Origin of the sequence: Butyrivibrio sp. XPD2006, from assembly GCF_000420865.1 — a bacterium.
Classification (GTDB): Bacteria; Bacillota; Clostridia; order Lachnospirales; family Lachnospiraceae; genus Butyrivibrio.
Genome location: NZ_ATVT01000002.1, coordinates 317,340 through 336,900, shown reverse-complemented (window position 1 = coordinate 336,900; position 19,561 = coordinate 317,340). Strand labels below are relative to the sequence as shown.

Here is a 19,561-nt window from a genome sequence, read left to right as displayed (position 1 = left end):
CTTCTTATTAAATGAAAATCGAGAAAGAGAGGAATATTTTAATTGAAAACACTTGCAATAATCCTGTTTGTGGCAATGTACGTGGGGCTGATCACATTTCCCAAGAGACGTGCGATCATAGCGCTGGCTGTTGCTGCAATATATATAGTAACGGGGATTCTTCCTTACAATACGGTATTCTCCGTTGTCGACTGGAACGTGCTCCTGATGATCTTTGGAACACTGCTGCTGGTTGATTATTTCATTGAATCCAAGATGCCGAACCTGATTGCGGATTACCTGCTGGATCTGGCACCCAATGTAATGTGGGTTACAATCTTCATGTCACTGTTCTCAGGACTTATTTCAGCATTTATCGATAACGTGGCAACACTTCTGATGGTTGCACCTGTTGGTCTTGCGGTTTGCAAAAAGCTTAAGATCAATCCGGTACCGATGATCATATCCATCGCTGTTTCTTCAAACCTTCAGGGAGCAGCAACACTTGTCGGTGACACAACATCAATCATGCTTGGCGCATATGCCAAGATGGACTTCAACGACTTCTTCTGGATGAACGGAAGACCCGGTATCTTCTTTGCTGTAGAGCTGGGCGCACTGCTTACAGTACCGATCATGATGATCCTTTTCAGAAAAGACAAAGAGCCTGTATCCGCAGAAGAAAAGACAAAGGTTACAGATTATGTTCCTACAATCATGATGGTTGCTCACGTCGTTCTTCTTATGGCTGCATCATTCATTCCCGAGAAGCCTGAGATCACAAACGGTCTTATCTGCCTTGGATGCTCACTTGTTGGTATGGCCTGGGAGTACCTTAAGGACCACGATGCTGACCGTATCGTGAGAGTTGTCAAGAACCTTGACTATGACACTGTACTTCTTCTTACAGGTCTTTTCATGGTAATCGGTGGTGTTACAAACGTTGGACTTGTTGATGACCTTGCAGGCTTTATTGTTAAGGCCGGCGGAAACAACCTGTTCCTGCTGTTTACAATTGTAGTATGGGGATCAGTTCTTATTTCAGCGTTTATTGACAACATCCCTTACGTTGCAACAATGCTTCCGGTTCTTCAGGGAGTTACAGCATCTCTTGGAATTGCTCCTTACCTTCTGTATTTTGGACTTTTGTGCGGAGCAACCCTTGGCGGAAACATCACTCCTGTTGGCGCAAGCTGCAACATCGCAGGTGTGGGAATGCTCAGAAAGGAAGGCCACGAGGTTTCCTTCTGGGATTTCGCAAGAATTGGAATTCCATTTACTCTGGCAGCAGTTATCGGAGCTTATGTTTTCCTTTGGGTTTTGTGGAGATAATGGTATAATCGATTTTAATATTTTGAATATAAAGAGGAGTTAAGTTATGGCAGAAGTTTACAACCATCACGCCATTGAGAGTAAGTGGCAGAAATATTGGGAAGAGAACAAAACTTTTAAGACAGATGTTTGGGATTTTTCAAAGCCCAAGTATTACGCACTTGATATGTTTCCATATCCTTCAGGAGTAGGCCTTCACGCAGGCCATCCCGAAGGTTATACAGCTACAGATATTATGTCCCGTATGAAGCGCATGCAGGGATACAACGTGCTTCATCCCATGGGATACGATTCCTTCGGACTTCCTGCTGAGCAGTACGCTGTAACAACAGGTAATCATCCTGCAGGATTCACAGAGAAGAATATTGAGACTTTCTCCAAGCAGCTCAAAGAGCTCGGCTTTGACTACGACTGGTCCAAGATGATTGCAACAAGTGATCCCAAGTTCTACAAGTGGACACAGTGGATATTCAAAAAGCTCTATGAGGCAGGATATGCCAAGCACATCGATATGCCTGTTAACTGGTGTGAGGAGCTTGGTACAGTTCTTTCCAACGACGAGGTTATCGACGGCAAGTCAGAGCGTGGCGGATACCCTGTTGTCAAGAAGATGATGAAGCAGTGGGTAATCGATCAGCAGGCTTTTGCTGAGGAGCTTCTTGACGGACTTAATGAGATCGACTGGCCTGAGTCAACCAAGGAGATCCAGAGAAACTGGATCGGCAAGTCAACAGGTGTAGAGGTTGATTTCAAGATCGTTGGCGGCGGAGAGTTCTCTATCTTCACAACATGTATCGAGACAATTTACGGTATCACATTTATGGTTCTTGCTCCCGACGGAGAGATTGTCAAGGGACTTATGGACCGCGTTGAGAATCCTGAAGAAGTTCAGGCATATATCGATGAGACACTTAAGAAGAACGACCTTGACCGTACAGATCTTAACAAGACCAAGTCAGGCTGCCCTCTTAAGGGGGTTTACGCTATCAATCCTGTAAACGGCAAGGAAGTACCTCTTTTCATCGGTGACTTCGTACTTGCAAGCTATGGTACAGGTGCTGTTATGGCTGTACCTACACATGACCAGAGAGACTTTGAATATGCTGAGGTTCATCACCTTCCTCTTATTCAGGTTATCAATAATGCAGAGGGAACAGTTGATGTTTCCGGACATGCATTTGAAAAGCAGGATTACCTTGGCAAGGGCTGCGTCCTTATGAATTCCGAAGAGTTTGACGGAATGGTTGTTGAGGATGCCAAGAAGGCTATTACCAAGAAGCTCGTAGATATGGGCGTTGCCAGAGAGAAGGTCAACTATCACTTCCGTGAGTGGATCTTTGCAAGACAGCGTTACTGGGGCGAGCCTGTTCCATGTATTTATAAAGAGGACGGAAGCATTGAATTCCTTGATGACTCCGAGCTTCCTGTTGTTCTTCCTGAGCTTGAGGACTACAAGGGCAAGAACGGACAGGCACCTCTTGAGAATGCAACTGAGTGGAAGGCCTATGACAAGAACGGACTTAAGGGCACAAGAGAGACATCAACAATGCCCGGTTCTGCAGGATCTTCCTGGTACTACTTCAGATATATCGATCCCGATAACGACAACGAGTTTGCTAATCAGGAACTCCTTAAGCACTGGATGCCTGTTGACCTTTACATCGGTGGTCCTGAGCACGCTGTAGGACACCTTATGTACTCACGTATCTGGAACCGCTTCCTGTATCACAAAGGTCTTTCTCCTGTAAAAGAGCCTTTCAAGAAGCTTGTACATCAGGGAATGATCCTTGGTGAGAACGGAATCAAGATGGGTAAGAGATTCCCTGAGTTCGTTGTTAACCCAAGTGATATCGTCAAGGAGTACGGTGCTGATACACTTCGTCTCTACGAGATGTTCATGGGACCTCTTGAGGTTTCAAAGCCCTGGAACTCCGCAGCAGTTACCGGAGCGAGAAAGTTCATCAACCGTGTATATACATTCTTCACAGAGCCTGCAAACATCACTGACGGTGGCAATGCAAACCTCGAGAAGGTTTATCACCAGACAGTCAAGAAAGTTTCAGGCGACTTCGAGGCACTTGGCTTTAACACAGCCATCGCTCAGATGATGATATTTGTAAATGCAGTTTACAAGGAAGGCAGCTGCCCAAGAGAGTATGCTGAGAGCTTCATCAAGATGTTCTCCTGCATCTGCCCTCATGTAGGTGAGGAAATCTGGCAGTATCTCGGACATGACAAGACTATTGCATTCGAGCCATGGCCAACCTATGATGAGTCCAAGTGTGTAGAGGACACTGTTGAGATCGCAGTTCAGATCAACGGTAAGGTAAAAGAAAAACTCTCCATCTGCAAGGAAGATCCTAAGGACGAAGTTATCGCCAAGGGTAAAGAGCTCATTGCTGATAAACTTGAAGGCAAGACTATTGTAAAAGAGATTTATGTGCCCGGCAGGATTGTTAACATTGTTGTAAAGTGAGCCATGCAAATAAGTGAAAAAAGTGCGACTTGAGTTTACTCAGTAGTCGCACTTTTTTTGCTTATTTATACGGCGAATGCCGTCAAGCGAGGAACAAGCGCAGCGGTTCCGAGCGTGCATGGCGGGGTAGTGGGAATCGCCGCGCGATTTCGAGCGTGCATGGCGGGGTGAGAAGCCCTAATCCTGAAATTACATTACAGACTTTGAAGCTATATTGCATAATGGGCTGTGGAGTCATGTTTTTGGCCTTTTTTTCTAAAAACATGACCTGCATTGATCCGATGAATTAGGAAAAGTCATGTTTCTAAAGGTTTTTGATTATAACATGACTTTTGAACCATCAAAAAGTCATGCTCAGTAGGAAAACTCTAAAAAACATGACTATAGAGTCATGCTACAGAGAACAAATGCAAATAACATGACTTTTTTTGCAAATTAATTCATGTTTATAAGAAAAAGGCCAATAAACATGACTGCAGCAATTTTGCTAGTCATGTTTTTAGAATATTTTCTTATGAACATGACTTCTATTAACATAATATCGTACGCTATTGATCATAGAGCTCTTTTAACATAATTTTACTTATATCTAAGGCCTGGCATGCCATAATAGTGTGCAGTTAATATCCTGTCCATGGCTAATATTGATGCAATCCCGCAAATTTCTTAAGATTACCCTCCGTAAAATTAATAATTCTTCATAGAATCTTAAAGACTATTCAATCCCAATTGTGCTAATATCATCATCAGTCCTATACAGGCTGAGAATCAGCTTGGTCTTAATCAAACTTGATACCGGTAGTGGTGCTCTGCCATGATTCATCAAATTTCTCTTTTATGCATTTTCGTGTTTATCTCAATATGCATTACATGAGAATCATCCGGATTACCGGCTTATCCACGATTAAAAAAATATTAAAATCAAATAAAGCAAAGGAACAACTATGGATGATAACAAGAGAGAACTGGAAAAACAACTTATGCTACTGAAGAGATTAAAAAAGCTCTCAGATGAGCATTTGAAAAAGCTGAAGAATGTGCCTGATGAATGCATCCGTACGTCTTCAAGAGGAAGTTTTCATCAATATTATCGAATAGATCCTGATTCAGGCAACATGATCTATTTAAGAAGAAACAATCTAAATGAGATACGCCAGATTATCCAGAAAGAATACGAGTTAAAGGTCAGCAGAGAAATAAATGATCTGATTGGCAGATTCGAGAAATTTATAAAGAACGGTAATATAAATTCCATTATGAATATCTATGAAAATACCTGCAATGCCAAGAAGGCTCTCATAACTCCGATCATTTCATCTGATGAAGACTATATCAACAACTGGCTTGCATCACATCCCGGGTGCCAGAATCCGTATCCGCCGAAAAAGCCGCATGAAACCATGAACGGTGAAATCGTAAAAAGTAAGAGTGAACAACTAATCGCCAATACGCTGTTTTGCAGGAAGATTCCATATGCGTATGAGCCTCGTCTGATTTTAGACAATAATACTGTCAGATATCCGGATTTTGTGACTTTGAATGTAAGAACGAGAAAAACCGTGTATTGGGAACATTTTGGCAGACTGTCGGATGCCGCATATTGCGCGGATAATTTTCCAAAGCTGATGCTCTATGAGCAAAATGGAATTATCCTTGGGGACAACCTTGTTATAACAATGGAGTCCGATGAGGAGGTGCTGGATATTCACAGCGTATACAGAAATATAGAAAAATATTTGATGTAAAAAAGTACTTGAATTCTAAAATAAATGTGATACAATTAGATTGCGTAAAATACAAGACTGCAATCAGGAGGCAACGCAATGAGCACATTAGTAACATTTTTCAGTGCAGAAGGCACAACAAAGGCTGTGGCAGAGGAATTTGCAAGGAAGATCGGAGCAGACTGCTTTGAGATCATTCCGGAAGAGCCTTATACAAAGATGGACATTAACTACCTCAATCCACTTTCAAGATGCAACAAGGAGCAGATCGGTAAAAAGGATGTTCCTGTAATGGGCAAGGTTGAGGATTTCGATAAATACGACGTTATCTACATTGGTTTCCCTATCTGGTACGCAGCAGCGCCAAGAGTAGTATACACATTCTGCAAGGATTATAACTGGGAAGGCAAGAAGGTTTATGCCTTTGCAACATCCGGCGGAAGTGGAATCGGCAAGACAGCCGAGAAGCTCGGAGAGTATATCAAGGGCGCTGCAGTATTGGATGCCAAGATCGTTCATAACGCAGACGAAGTAGCTAATTGGTAAAAGAGATATTATAACAATAAACATTCAGGAGGAAAGATAATGATCTACGATTACACACTTAAGACAGGAGAGGGAAAAGAGCTAAAACTTGCAGATTACAAGGGAAAAGTCATCATGGTTGTAAACACTGCAACAGGATGCGGATTTACACCTCAGTATGCTCCGATTGAGGAGATGTACACCAAGTACCATGACAAAGGTCTTGAAATCGTTGATATCCCATGCAATCAGTTCGGTGCGCAGGCTCCCGGAACAGATGAAGAGATCCATGAGTTCTGCACCCTTCATTACAACACAACCTTCCCTCAGATGGCTAAGTCTGATGTAAACGGAGAGAACGAGCTTCCTCTTTACACATATCTTAAGTCACAGAAGGGCTTTGAGGGCTTCCAGGAGCACGAGTTCAAGGCACTTCTTGAGAAGATGTTCGCTGAGGCTGATCCTGATTGGGACAAAAAGCCTGATATCAAATGGAACTTTACTAAGTTTATCATTGACCGCGAAGGAAACGTGATTGCAAGATTCGAGCCTACAGCCGATGTGGCTGATGTAGAGGCTTGCATCTGCTCACTTCTTTAATAATTTACACATCACACACAAAAAAGCTCACGGATTATTGTCCGTGAGTTTTTTGTTGCAATCAGATTTCATAATTCTTTAAGATTTATCTCCTGTTAAGTGGTGTAACATATATACTGTTGTGATTATTTCGATGAGGAAAGTGTTATGAAAAGGAAATTAATATTAGCAATGGCTTGCTGCATGGTACTTGGTCTTGCAGGCTGCAGTTCTGAGACAGCACAGGATACAGACAAGACTGAAAATACAGAGAAATCAGGCCTCATCACAGAGGATCAGGCGTGTGAAGCAATTAAGAAATACTGTATCGAAGGCTTCCCTGATCTTGCTGACATGGTTGATTCAGATGACTACACCATTTACTGGGATGCATCTACAACCGAGGATGGCGAAATTTGCGTTCTCTACAGGGCATATACCGGTGCTCTTATCCGTTACTATGTAAATCCTGAAACCGGCGATACCTATGTGACAGAGCAGGTTCCGGGCATTATCGATGACGAACAGAAAACGGAAGAAACTCTTAATGTAAAAGACTATATAGAATAACGCATAAATACTTATTTTTCCTTTCAACAATTCTTGACTAACACGCTTTAAAGCGTTACAGTATTAAATAGAATGTTTGTTGGAGGGAAAAACTTATGATTATCAAAGCACTGTTACTGGTGGTGTTCTTTGCTGTGATGTTGACAATCGGCTTCATCTGCAGAAAGAACTCCACTGATGTCAATGGTTTCGTTTTGGGCGGAAGATCTGTTGGCCCCTGGGTTACAGCTTTTGCATACGGAACATCTTATTTTTCAGCGGTTATCTTCGTTGGTTACGCCGGACAGTTCGGATGGAAATACGGAATAGCATCCACCTGGGTCGGAATCGGCAATGCCCTTATCGGATCGCTTCTGGCATGGGTGATCTTAGGACGTAGGACCAGGATCATGACCCAGCATCTTAATTCAGCAACAATGCCGCAGTTCTTTGCAGCAAGATTTGGCGGAAGATCTCTTAAGATAGCAGCATCTATCATTACCTTTATTTTCCTGATCCCATATACAGCATCACTGTATAACGGCCTTTCAAGACTTTTTGGAATGGCTTTTAATATTGACTATTCAATCTGCGTTATTGTTATGGCAGTTCTCACCGGAGTTTACGTTATTGCCGGCGGTTACATGGCTACAGCCATCAATGATTTCATTCAGGGTATCATCATGCTGATCGGTATCTGCGCAGTTATTTTATCTGTTCTTAACAGTCAGGGCGGATTCATTGCAGCACTTGACGGTCTCGCAAGGATAAGCGATGAGAGTGTTTCAACAACACCCGGTATATTCGCATCTTTCTTTGGTCCTGATCCGCTTAACTTACTTGGAGTAGTACTTCTTACATCTCTGGGTACATGGGGACTTCCTCAGATGGTTCAGAAGTTCTATGCGATAAAGAGTGAGAGAGCAATCTCCAAGGGAACCATAGTTTCAACATTCTTCGCATTTGTAGTTGCAGGCGGATGCTATTTCCTCGGCGGCTTTGGAAGGCTCTTTTCCGATAAGGTTGATATCGCAAACGGAGGATACGACTCAATTATTCCTGCAATGCTTTCGGGTATGCCTGATATCCTCATAGCGGTTGTGGTTGTCCTTGTTCTTTCTGCATCTATGTCTACACTGTCATCACTGGTTCTTACCAGCAGTTCGACCCTGACCCTGGACCTTCTTAAGGGCCATGTTTATAAGGAAATGGATGAAAAGAGACAGCTCCTTATCATGAGAGCTCTCATAATTGTATTCGTTGCTATCTCAGTTGTTATTGCGATCATTCAGTACAAGCAGAACGTGACCTTTATTGCTCAGCTCATGGGTGTTTCGTGGGGAGCACTGGCAGGCGCATTCCTTGCTCCTTTCCTCTATGGACTGTACTGGAGAGGCACAACCAAGGTTGCTGTCTGGGTTAACTTCGTATTCTCAACTGTTGTGATGCTGGCTAACATGATGGTAAGAAGCAGCTTCCCTAAGCTTCTTCAGTCACCTATCAACGCCGGTGCATTCTGCATGCTGGCAGGACTTATTATCGTTCCTGTGATATCTCTTTTCACAAAGAGACCGGATGCTGCGCTTGTGGATGGAGCCTTTGCTTGCTACAACAAGGAAGTCATGGTTCATCAGAGCACATCACTTTCAGACGACGAGGAGTAATACAAGAGTCTATGACGTCGCCCCGGGGAGACCTGGGGCGATTTTATTCTGATTCAGGATGAATTTTGCGATACGGATGGAGCGGTTAAAAGACATGGTGATTGATATTCACACACATACATTTCCGGATAAGATTGCAGCCGGAGCAATAGATGCTCTGAGCAGGGAAGCGCACATAATACCTCATACAGATGGGACTATCAGCGGGATTCTCTCTTCGATGGATGATGCTGACATTGATGTCGCAGTGGTGGTGCCTGTGGCGACAGCGCCCTCGCAAGTGGTAAAAGTCAATGATTCATCGCTAAGAAACAATGAGAAGTACTTCGATGGCCATGAAGTCGGAAAAAGAAGAGTTCTCTCCTTTGGATGCATCCATCCCGAGTTTGAGGATTACAGAGCCGAGCTTAGAAGGATTGCAGAGCATGGGATCAAAGGTATCAAGCTTCATCCTGTTTATCAGAAATGTGATATAGATGATGTGAAGTTCCTTCGCATCATTGATTGTGCAGCGGAGAACGGGCTTATTGTCATTACGCATGCGGGAATAGATATAGGATTTCCGGGTGTCGTGCATTGTTCGCCGCAGATGTGCAGAAATGTATGGGATAAGATTGGTGATTTTAAATTCATCCTTGCCCACATGGGGGGATGGACTAACTGGGATGAGGTTCCGGGGCTTTTGGCCGATACCGGAGTGTATCTGGATACATCTTTTTCTTCGGAATCTATAGAGCCGTTGAACGATGGATACTGGGATGACAAAGATACGAGGATGATGGACGAAGATCAGTACATGGAGATCATAAGGGCATTTGGTGCGGAGCGCATTTTATTTGGCTCCGACAGCCCCTGGACTGACCAAAAAAAGAGCAGGCAGTTTATTGAAAAACTGCCTTTATCTGAGAGAGAGCTAATGCTTGTTCTTGGTGGTAATGCAGAAAAAATAATATTTTAAACGTGCTATAATGGTGATTGTATTTTTCAATGAGGAGAAATGTTATGAATAGAAAAGCAATAGCCATTATCACAGCTGCATCACTTATAGCAGTATCGCTATCAGCCTGCGGCAAGAATACAGCAGATACAGATAATGCTCCTGAGAATGTCACAGCAGAGAGCAGTATCGAAAATCCGGAAGGCAGCACAGAAGCTTCGGGTGCAGGCGAGAGTATTGCGGATGAAGCTGAAAAGGATAAGCCCATCACTATCGTGACTCACCCCGTAAGCTGCGAGGTTTCGGGAAAAGAGGTTGCGACAGGAAGCTACCCTGAAATCGTGATGACTCCTGAGTTTTCCGGTCAGTACCTGAATCTCTTTTCCGAAGTATATGATCTCAATTCATATTGGAAAGACTCGGTTGAATACAGCGTAGGTGAGTACGGCTACTATCAGATTGACAGTGCAGAGCCGATTGAGAATCCATACTCATCTGAGATTACTGCAGATGTAGTAAGGGCGGACGATGCGCTCTTTTCCGTTATGGTCAGTTACTATGACTACTCCGGTGGAGCTCATCCGAATCACAGCACAGGATCTGTCAATATTGACCCTGCCACCGGCAAAACTCTTGAGATTAATGAGGTTATTAATGACAGCACCGCTGCGGCCAAGGCAATCAAGGACGAGCTTTACGCCGCATACCCCGATCTTGTAAGCGAGTTTGAGTCCTTCATTTATCTTGAGGAGGGCGAGACTATCCTTGATGTTTATGAAGCTAAGCTGGACAACAATCTCTACACCTGGACCATTGACACAGAGGGGATGAGAGTTTATTTTTCGCCCTACGAAATGGCGTCATATGCTGCCGGATATCAGGAGATTCTTTTACCATTCAGTAAGTATCCTGACCTGATAAAGCCTGAGTACATTCCGACAAGTGACCTTGACAAAGAGGCTATGGTAGGGACAAGAGAGCTGGAAAAAGAGATGGTTGCAGCCGCTGAGCCCTCTTATGAGGAGGATGAGAACGGCGAATTCCACGTAGTAAATAATGAGGGCAGCACTCAGGTTGTCAACAAGAGCTGGAATGCCTTTACTGAGGACGGAAGAGGCCCTGATGACGGTACTCATATTACACTTGCCAAGACCAAGGAGGAAAAGACAGACTGGCTCGACACAGAAGTCTGGGCAGATCAGCACGGGTTTGAGGTTGAAATGCTTCCATACTCGGATGATGACTACACCTACGTGGGCGATATGCCTATGGATTATCCTTACATGTATAACCGCCTTGATGTTTACGACAAGGCCGGTACCAGGATGATATACAGCCTTGATCTGTATGCTCTTTGCAACGGACCTGACGAGGAGACCGGCACATATTCAAGGACAACCCAGTTCATCAAATGGGCCAAGATATATGACGGAACACTTTACGTATCTCTCATACATAACGGATATTCATCAGAAGAGCCAAACAGCAACTACATGGTCGCCATTGATCCAAGCACAGGATATGTCCTTTGGAGAAGTGAGCCGCTTGTAGCCAACAGCGACAACTTCCTGCTGATAAATGACACGATCGTGTGCGGATACGGATTTACAGCGGAGCCTGATTTCATATATCTTCTGGACAGATTCACCGGACAGATCATGGAAAAGATTCCCGTAAATTCCGCGCCTGATCAGTTTAATGCTGTTGGGGACACTCTTTATGTGGCAACATACAATACAGCATACGAGTTCAAGATATCGACTTATTAAAAATATTATTGTTTTTTAATACATTTAGCATTCCAAATATCGTACAATTTTACTGTGGCAAACTATGTAAACTGCTGCGCCGAAATGGATTTATAAGGCGCATAAACGGAGAAAATACGTGGGATATTGGATTGCTGTTGTAGATGATGATGCATTACTGCTCAGAAGCGCAAAGAATCTTCTTGAAGGATATGCTATGCGCGTTAGTTGTTTGCGCTCCGGGCCTGCACTTCTGAAATTCATAGAAAATAACACACCGGATCTGGTAATCCTGGATATTCTCATGCCTGATATGGATGGATTTGAAACATTCCATGCACTCAGGGAGCTTGAGGAGAAACTGGGAAGAAATACCACTCCGGTGATTTTTTTGTCCGGAGATAATGATTCGGCTACAGAGAGGCGAGGCCTCAGGGATGGAGCAGCGGATTTTGTAAGGAAACCGATAGATAAGGAAATCCTTATAAACCGTATCTTCAAAACGATCGAAAGTCACAAGACCATAGAGATACTTACTGAAAAAGCGACTTTGGATAAACTGACCGGCTTTATGAACAAGGCCAGCGGAACAGAAAAAATAGCGGAGATGTGCCTTGATCATACGGGGGCACTCATGCTCTTTGACCTGGACAATTTCAAACTGGTCAATGATATCTATGGCCATGACATGGGAGATGAGGTGTTGATCGCCTTTTCTGAGATCCTGAAGCATAACACCAGAGATGAGGATGTCGTAAGCAGGATAGGCGGAGATGAGTTCCTGGGGTTCTTTAGCGGTGTAACTTCCGAAGTTGCCGTTAAGAGCCTGACCGGCAGACTGAATGTGCAGATTATCAGCAGATGCATTGAGCTGATGGGGGATGATTTTGATCTGCCAATAGGCATCTCGGTAGGTGCAGCTTTTGTTCCAAAGCATACCAGAGACTACACGACGCTTTTTAAATGCGCCGACACCGCCATGTACGGGGCAAAAGAGAACGGAAAGCACGGAGCTCAGATATATAATGAGGAGCTCGTGGTAAAAGAGTCTGAGAACGAAAATGATCTGGCTGCTGACCTGGCAAGAATAAGCCGGATCATGGAAGAGCGAAATGAAGCAGACGGCGCAATGGTTATAGGAAAAGAAGCTTTTTACCAGATGTACCAGTTTTCAATACGTTTTATCCGCAGGTACAAAAAAGGCGCAGCCAAAATGCTCTTCAGCCTGTCAGTCGGTGAAGACGACAATTTGTCCGAGCTTTCATCCAGGTTTATTGAAATGCTCAGAAAGAAGCTGAGAATAAGCGATGCCATTGTACAGATAAAGTCAGACCAGGTTTTAGTATTTCTTCCGATCATCACCAAAGATGAGACAGAGATTGTTATAAAGCGAATAGAAGAGTCTTTTGCTGAGATCGGTATAGGATCGGCAAAAATGGAGTATGTAACTGAACACATATCTTGTGATGCTAATGAGGAATAATGATGAACCAGAGAAATAACGAGAGATTTATCATTCTGATAATATCCATCGGCTGCATGGGACTTTCAATCGAAAGCATTCTGTTGGGATGGGAATTCTGGGTTCCGCCGCTTATTCTTGTCGGAGCTGTAATAGTCTGGGGAATGCATATTTCCGGAAATCCTGAATACAAGACAAGGCAGCTTGCGTATCTTGGTTATGTGATGCTGCTTGTATTTTATCATGGTGTCCACGGAAGCTCTTATTACGATGTCGGTATAGTAATAGTCCTTGCTATGGTGGCTCTTACGCTGTTTGACCGCGTTTATATGTTAAATCTGCTTTTCGGAGAATACTGGATTATTCTTGCAATCCAGCTCTTTATTGTAAGCAAAGAACACAATGTTGTCTTCGATGATGTCAATATATCCAGATTATTCCTCCATATGAGTATAGTATTTATGGTCTATTTTATCTGCGTGAAACTTGTCCGAGACAAGATTGATATGGATAACAGCGATGCTGAAAAAGAAGCGCGTATAGAGGCCGTAGATGCTGATATGGAGGACTTTCTTTCTAACATTTCCCATGAGCTGAGAACGCCTGTAAACGTTGTCCTCGGAATGAGTGAGATACAGCTCAAGAAGAATCTTGGCGAGGAAGCCTTCTCAATAAAGCAGGCGGGAACCAAGCTTGCTTATCAGATTGAAGATATCCAGGATTACACTGAATGCAAACGTGACAACATCATCCTTGAAGAGGATGAATACACATGCACGTCACTTATAAATGATGTGGTTGTGGAATTCAGAATGCTTGAAAATGAAAGAAAGCTGGAACTTGTTGTTGATGTGGATCCAAGGGTTCCGCTAAAGATGCGCGGAGATATAAAAAAGCTTCATAAGATATTCAGGCATCTTTTGGATAATGCTGTAAAATTCACCAAGAAGGGGGGAATCTACGTCAGGGTATTTGCTGAGGATACTGATTATGGAGTAAATCTTTGCATTGAAGTTACGGATACAGGAATAGGTATTGAACGTAAATTCATAGCAATGGTATCTGAGGGCATGTATCAGGTCAATAAAAAGAGAAATCGCAGTTCGGGAGGAATTGGACTGGGACTGTACATAGTTTATGGATTTGCGCATAGCATGGGAGGCTTTGTCAAGATTGAGAGCATACCCAAAAACGGAACCACAGTCAGGGTGACAATCCCTCAAAAGGTTGTGGATGCTTCTCCGTGTATGTCTTTGGCTGAGAATTATAGTGGAGATATTATATTCCATTCACGTTCTGAGAAGTTCAAGGTTCCCAAGGTGCGTGAATTCTATAAGGAGATGGCTATGAATCTTGCATCGGGATTGAAAGTCACTCTGTATTCAGCCGATTCAAGGAAAGAAATTGAACAGCTTATCGAGAAAAGAGAGATATCTGCCATCTTTATGGGGCAGGAGGAATATGAAGACAATACCGCGTACTTTGAGGAACTTAGTAAAAGCGATATTGTGGTTGCTGTATCTGCAAAATCCGATTTCAAAAAGGCTTTGGGAAGTACTGTTATGGTATTGCCAAAACCGCTGTACGGATATCCTGTTACCAAAGTCATTAATGAGGGTTATAACGCACAGAATCTTGACAGTGAAGATAATATCGCACACCCGAATCTCGCCGGGCTGAAGGTACTTGTTGTTGATGATGAGCCAATGAACCTGATAGTTGCGGAAGGCATTTTCAGGAATTTTGGTATGAGTACCGATCTTGCGGGAAGCGGACAGGAGGCTGTCGCCAAATTCAGAAAGAGCAACTATGATGTTGTGTTCATGGATCACATGATGCCTGAAATGGACGGTGTGGAGGCTATGAAGCTCATCAAAACAGCGGCAAAGGAGAGAAATAAAAAAGCCATCGTTATTGCACTTACAGCCAATGCTGTCTCGGGTGCAAGAGAGATGTTCATGAGGGAAGGCTTCGATGGGTTTATTGCCAAGCCCATGAGTATTCCGGAGTTTGAGCATGTTATGCTCAAGGTACTTGCCCAAAACGGCAAAGGCAGAGGAGGGCAGGCATCATGAAGAAAGACAATTTTATTTCCAGAGTAATAAAAGCAATAGAGGATCCGAATAGGGAGGTTAAGGAAAGAGTATATCTGGCATTGACCATTGTCTGCGAGATAACGATATTTGCTGCCCTTATAGGTGACATAATCACACAGGAGAACCCGTATGAGATATGGTTTATTGTTGTGACGCTTGTCTGTACACTGGCCATTATGATCATATGCTTCCGCAAAAAGAAGGTCGGACATGCGATAAAGCTCACTATTACAGGCATGGTGTTTTTAATACTTCCGGGAGTTTACTTCTTTGGCGGAGGTATAAGGGGAGGTGGTGTTTTATGGATCATCTTTACCTATACATACGCAGGACTTGTGCTTACAGGGGCATGGCGAATAGTGATGTTTATAGGCATCACACTGATGGCCTTTGTTTTTTATACGATTGAGTATTTTTACCCGCAGCTTGTATATCAGCACTCCAAAGAAATGTTCTTTATTGACTCGTTTATATCGCTGGTTCTCGTAGGTACTGTATGTTTTTCCATGACGTGGATTCAGAACAGCCTGCATATCAGAGCGAATAAAAGAGCTACAGATGCAGCCAAAAAGGCAGAAGATCTTTCAAAGACACAGAACAGATTCTTTTCCAGCATGAGCCATGAGATCCGTACGCCCATAAATGCAATTCTCGGGCTAAATGAACTTATCCTCAGAAATCAGAATGCGCCCGACGAAGTTGTAAAGGAAGCAATGGGAATACAGGGCTCAGGTAAAATGCTCCTGACTCTTATAAATGATATTCTGGATTTTTCAAAGACAGAAGCCGGAAGCATGGAGATTGTTCCGGTCAACTACAGTGTTGGTGATCTCTTTTCCGAGATCATAAATATGTTCTGGGCCCGCGCCAATGAAAAGGGACTTAGATTCAATGTCATTATAGATCCAAAGACACCTGCGATGCTGTATGGCGATGAGCTTCGTATTAAGCAGATCCTGGTAAATCTGATAAACAATGCTGTTAAATATACAGCTGAAGGTTCTGTTGATATTCGTGTTGAAAGTGAATTTTTAGATGAAAAGACAGTTGATCTGACTATATCGGTATCCGACACCGGAATTGGCATCAAAAAGGAGTCGCTCCCGTATATTTTTGATGTCTTTAAGCGCGTGGATGCAGATAAGAACCGCTTCATAGAAGGAACGGGACTGGGACTTTCGATAGTAAAAAGACTTACGGAACTAATGGGCGGAAAAGTAACTGTAAACAGTGTTTATGGCGAAGGATCCACGTTTACGGTTTCGTTTAATCAGGGGATTGCAGATACTGCAGCTATTGGTGAGTTGAACATCCACAATGAGGCTGATGTTAAGAGAAAGGCGTACGAAAGTCTGTTCAGGGCGCCTGAGGCGAAGGTACTTATTGTTGATGACAATGAGATAAATCTTGAGGTGGAGATGAAACTCCTTGAAGGCACGGAGATGGTGATTCATGGTGCCATGAGCGGAAAAGAAGCTCTGGAGCTCTGCCTTAAGGAAAAATATGATGTAATCCTTATGGACCATATAATGCCTGAGATGGATGGCATAGAGTGTCTTAATAACATCCGTAATCAGGAGGGCGGACTTAACAGATCCACGCCGATAGTGGTTCTTACTGCTAATGCCGGATCGGTTGACAGGGATACCTATTACAGAGCAGGATTCGATGGATATCAGGTAAAACCTGTTTCCAGCGAGTCTCTTGAAAGTACGCTGATAAAATTCATAACTCCCGACAAGGTTATTGTAAAGAGCCATAAGATCATGGTGGACAATACGGAAATCAATACCGCTGCAGGGTATTCAGGGAAAATGCCGCTGCTTATAACATCCACCAGTATGTGTGATCTGCCGGATTCCCTTACCGAAAGGTTTATTCCTCTTTTGCCTTTCCTTATAAAAACTGAGGAAGGCGTGTTTAAAGACGGTATCCAGATGGGAGCCGATGAACTTATCCGTTACATAAGTACCGGTAAAACCGCCGAATCCATGCCTCCTGACGAATCTGCTTACAGGGATTTCTTTGCTTCTCAGCTTAAGCAGGCTCATCACATTATTCATATTGCGATAACCAGCAGTATGAGTGATGATTACAGACTTGCCAGGGAGGCAGCAAAATCTTTTGATAATGTAGTAGTCGTAAATTCAGAGGCTATTTCATCAGCAACGGGAATTCTGGTCCTTGTTGCCATCAAGCTTGCCAGAATGAATATTTCCGTTGAGGACATTGTTGCTGAGCTTGAGGAAGTTAAGAAGAGACTCAGATGCAGCTTTATCATCGGAAATACGGAATTCATGGCCAGAAAGGGCTTTATAAGCAATGAGATGGATCAGGTTGCCAGGAGCTTAAGTCTCCATCCATGTATGAAAGTACAAGATGACAACATTAAAATCGGTGGTGTCTGGATGGGAAGAAGAAAGAGGGCATACCGCAAATATATAAACAAAGCATTTCCGGTGGATGTCATTCCCGATCCTGAAGTTGTATTTGTAACTTATGTTGATGTTCCGATTGAAACCCTCAGATGGATCAAAGAAGAAATAAGCAAGAAGGCATATTTCGAGAATGTTGTGTTCAAGCAGGCTTCCGCAGCTATCTCCACCAACTGCGGACCCGGCAGTTTTGGTATTCTTTACTTTGTTAAGTCTAACAAGTCCTATAATCTCAATGCATACTTTAACGAAAGTATGCGCATGTTCGGTGATGAGCAGGAAGAGGACGAAAATGAGCAGGAAGAGCCGGAGATCATTGAACCTTTAAAATGGTATGAGTCCATAGAAGGAATTGACGGCAAGATAGCCATTAAGAACAGTGAATCTGAGGAAGGCTTTAAGACCATCCTTAAGTTTTTCTATGATTCAATAGACAGCAAAGCCGAGGAACTTGATGGATACTATGAAAAGGGCGATTTTGACAACTATGTCATCAAGGTACATGCGCTAAAGAGTTCATGCCGGCTTATAGGAGCCACGGGCACTTCAGAAAAAGCGCAGCTGCTTGAAAATGCAGGAAAAGAAGGAAGATTTGAATATATCAGACAAAATCATGCGGTATTTATGCGCGAATATCGTGGATACAAGAATTCTCTGAGTGAGATATTTGATGAGGATACTGCAGAACAAGAGGATAAGCCGGCAAAACCTGTTGCTGACAAATATCTTATGGAGAGCGTTTATGAGGGCCTTCAAAGCGGTGCAGAGGCCATGGACTGCGATGCCATAGATGCTGTTTTCAAGGAAATAGAAGACTATGAAATTCCTGAAGATGAGGCAGGTAAGATCAATGACCTTCGAAAGATGGCCGATCAGTTTGATTATGATGGAATACTGGAGATATTAAATGGAGACGGTAATTCGGCTGAATAATGCAGTAAATGAATTTGCATGGGGGTCCTTTGGCCTTGCTCTGATCGTAGGAGCAGGGATTATCTGCACGCTGGCAACAGGCTTTTTTCAGATTACAAAAATCGGACACTGGTTTAAGAATACCTTTGGAATAATAAACGGCAGAGGAAGGATCATCAATGACGCCGGCGCTCTGTCGCAGCGCAGAACTTTTTGGACAACTAATATACTCTGGGCTATAGGAGCAGTTCTGATGATCGCCATGGCAGCTATCCTGATAGGAGGATTCAGACGTCTGGCTGCAATATCGGAAGTGATCATGCCGTATCTGTGCGCAGCGTACGTAATAGGCTGCTTGCTGGTTGTCACAGTAAATATAGCAAGGTTTCCCGAGGCATTTGCATCAATATTCAGATTTGCTTTCAGAACCAGAGCGGTTGCCGGAGGAACAGCAGGTACAGCACTTGCCATGACTATCAATACTATACAGCATGGCTGTAAAAGAGGAGTCTTTTCCAATGAAGCAGGAATGGGATCTTCGGTTATGATACATGTTACCAGCTGTAACAGAGAACCGGTTCATCAGGGACTCTGGGGTATTGCCGAAGTCTTCGTCGATACCGTTGTTATCTGTACATTCACTGCGCTTGTTATATTGTGTTCGGGATTTATTGACCTTCGGACAGGAGTGGCGCATGATATAGTTAATGATGCTACACTTGTGACAGAGGTTTTTGGAGCAAGCCTGGGTAAGCCCGGAGAGTGGTTTATTGTGATCATCATTACGATGTTTGCTTTTACATCAGTTCTGGGATGGTCATATTACGGATCCAAGGTCACAGAGTATTTGTTTGGCGTTGTTGCATCCAAAATATACAGGGTTGTATTCCTGCTTTTGATAGTTGCAGGAGCAGTCATGGAATCATCCCTTGCCTGGGATATATCGGATACGTTTAACGGTCTTATGATGATACCGAATCTGATAGGAGTGCTGTCACAGATACCGCTGATCATAAGACTTACAAAGAACTACACAGACAGAAAGATAAAGGGAAAAGACATTGAACCTGTTCTTTCATATAACAGCGATATACAGGCTGAGGCACTGAGGGCTATACAAAAAGGGGCAGACTGACATTTAAG

13 protein-coding genes are annotated in these 19,561 nt (G+C 43.3%); all 13 read left to right on the top strand.

What is annotated here, in order from left to right; genetic code table 11:
• Positions 1-42: 42 nt before the first annotated feature.
• The 13 genes from G590_RS0103370 (at position 43) to G590_RS18260 (ending at position 19,553) form a co-directional block, all read left to right on the top strand.
• The gene (locus G590_RS0103370; RefSeq protein ID WP_022764266.1) at positions 43-1,311 is read left to right on the top strand and encodes an SLC13 family permease; all 1,269 of its coding nucleotides are present in this window, start codon (positions 43-45) and stop codon (positions 1,309-1,311) included.
• A 46-nt stretch (positions 1,312-1,357) separates the two neighbouring features.
• On the top strand, positions 1,358-3,787 hold the full coding sequence (leuS, locus tag G590_RS0103365) for a leucine--tRNA ligase (RefSeq protein WP_022764265.1): 2,430 nt from the start codon (positions 1,358-1,360) through the stop codon (positions 3,785-3,787).
• A gap of 944 nt (positions 3,788-4,731) precedes the next feature.
• Complete coding sequence (locus tag G590_RS20405; RefSeq protein ID WP_022764264.1) at positions 4,732-5,532, top strand: hypothetical protein; 801 nt, start codon at positions 4,732-4,734, stop codon at positions 5,530-5,532.
• A 78-nt stretch (positions 5,533-5,610) separates the two neighbouring features.
• On the top strand, positions 5,611-6,057 hold the full coding sequence (locus tag G590_RS0103355; protein ID WP_022764263.1) for a flavodoxin: 447 nt from the start codon (positions 5,611-5,613) through the stop codon (positions 6,055-6,057).
• 36 nt (positions 6,058-6,093) lie between these two features.
• Positions 6,094-6,636, top strand: coding sequence for a glutathione peroxidase (locus tag G590_RS0103350; RefSeq protein ID WP_026493891.1), 543 nt, complete (start codon positions 6,094-6,096; stop codon positions 6,634-6,636).
• 147 nt (positions 6,637-6,783) lie between these two features.
• Positions 6,784-7,185: a hypothetical protein gene (locus tag G590_RS0103345; protein WP_022764261.1), complete on the top strand. Its 402-nt coding sequence runs from the start codon at positions 6,784-6,786 to the stop codon at positions 7,183-7,185.
• Positions 7,186-7,280: 95 nt separating this feature from the next.
• Positions 7,281-8,828, top strand: coding sequence for a sodium:solute symporter family protein (locus tag G590_RS18275; protein ID WP_022764260.1), 1,548 nt, complete (start codon positions 7,281-7,283; stop codon positions 8,826-8,828).
• A gap of 94 nt (positions 8,829-8,922) precedes the next feature.
• Positions 8,923-9,786 (top strand): amidohydrolase family protein, encoded by an 864-nt coding sequence (locus G590_RS0103335; protein ID WP_022764259.1) that lies wholly within the window; start codon positions 8,923-8,925, stop codon positions 9,784-9,786.
• A gap of 44 nt (positions 9,787-9,830) precedes the next feature.
• The gene (locus tag G590_RS20400) at positions 9,831-11,534 is read left to right on the top strand and encodes a DUF3298 and DUF4163 domain-containing protein (RefSeq protein ID WP_022764258.1); all 1,704 of its coding nucleotides are present in this window, start codon (positions 9,831-9,833) and stop codon (positions 11,532-11,534) included.
• Between the two features lie 118 nt (positions 11,535-11,652).
• Positions 11,653-12,996, top strand: a complete 1,344-nt coding sequence (locus G590_RS0103325; protein ID WP_022764257.1) for a GGDEF domain-containing response regulator — start codon at positions 11,653-11,655, stop codon at positions 12,994-12,996.
• Complete coding sequence (locus G590_RS0103320) at positions 12,996-15,050, top strand: hybrid sensor histidine kinase/response regulator (RefSeq protein WP_022764256.1); 2,055 nt, start codon at positions 12,996-12,998, stop codon at positions 15,048-15,050. The genes G590_RS0103325 and G590_RS0103320 overlap by 1 nt, the downstream gene beginning before the upstream one ends.
• A complete protein-coding gene (locus G590_RS20395; protein WP_022764255.1) occupies positions 15,047-18,439 on the top strand; it encodes a DegV family protein in 3,393 nt (1,130 codons plus the stop codon). Before G590_RS0103320 ends, G590_RS20395 begins: the two co-directional genes overlap by 4 nt.
• A complete protein-coding gene (locus G590_RS18260) occupies positions 18,414-19,553 on the top strand; it encodes an alanine/glycine:cation symporter family protein (protein WP_022764254.1) in 1,140 nt (379 codons plus the stop codon). Before G590_RS20395 ends, G590_RS18260 begins: the two co-directional genes overlap by 26 nt.
• Positions 19,554-19,561 lie beyond the last annotated feature (8 nt).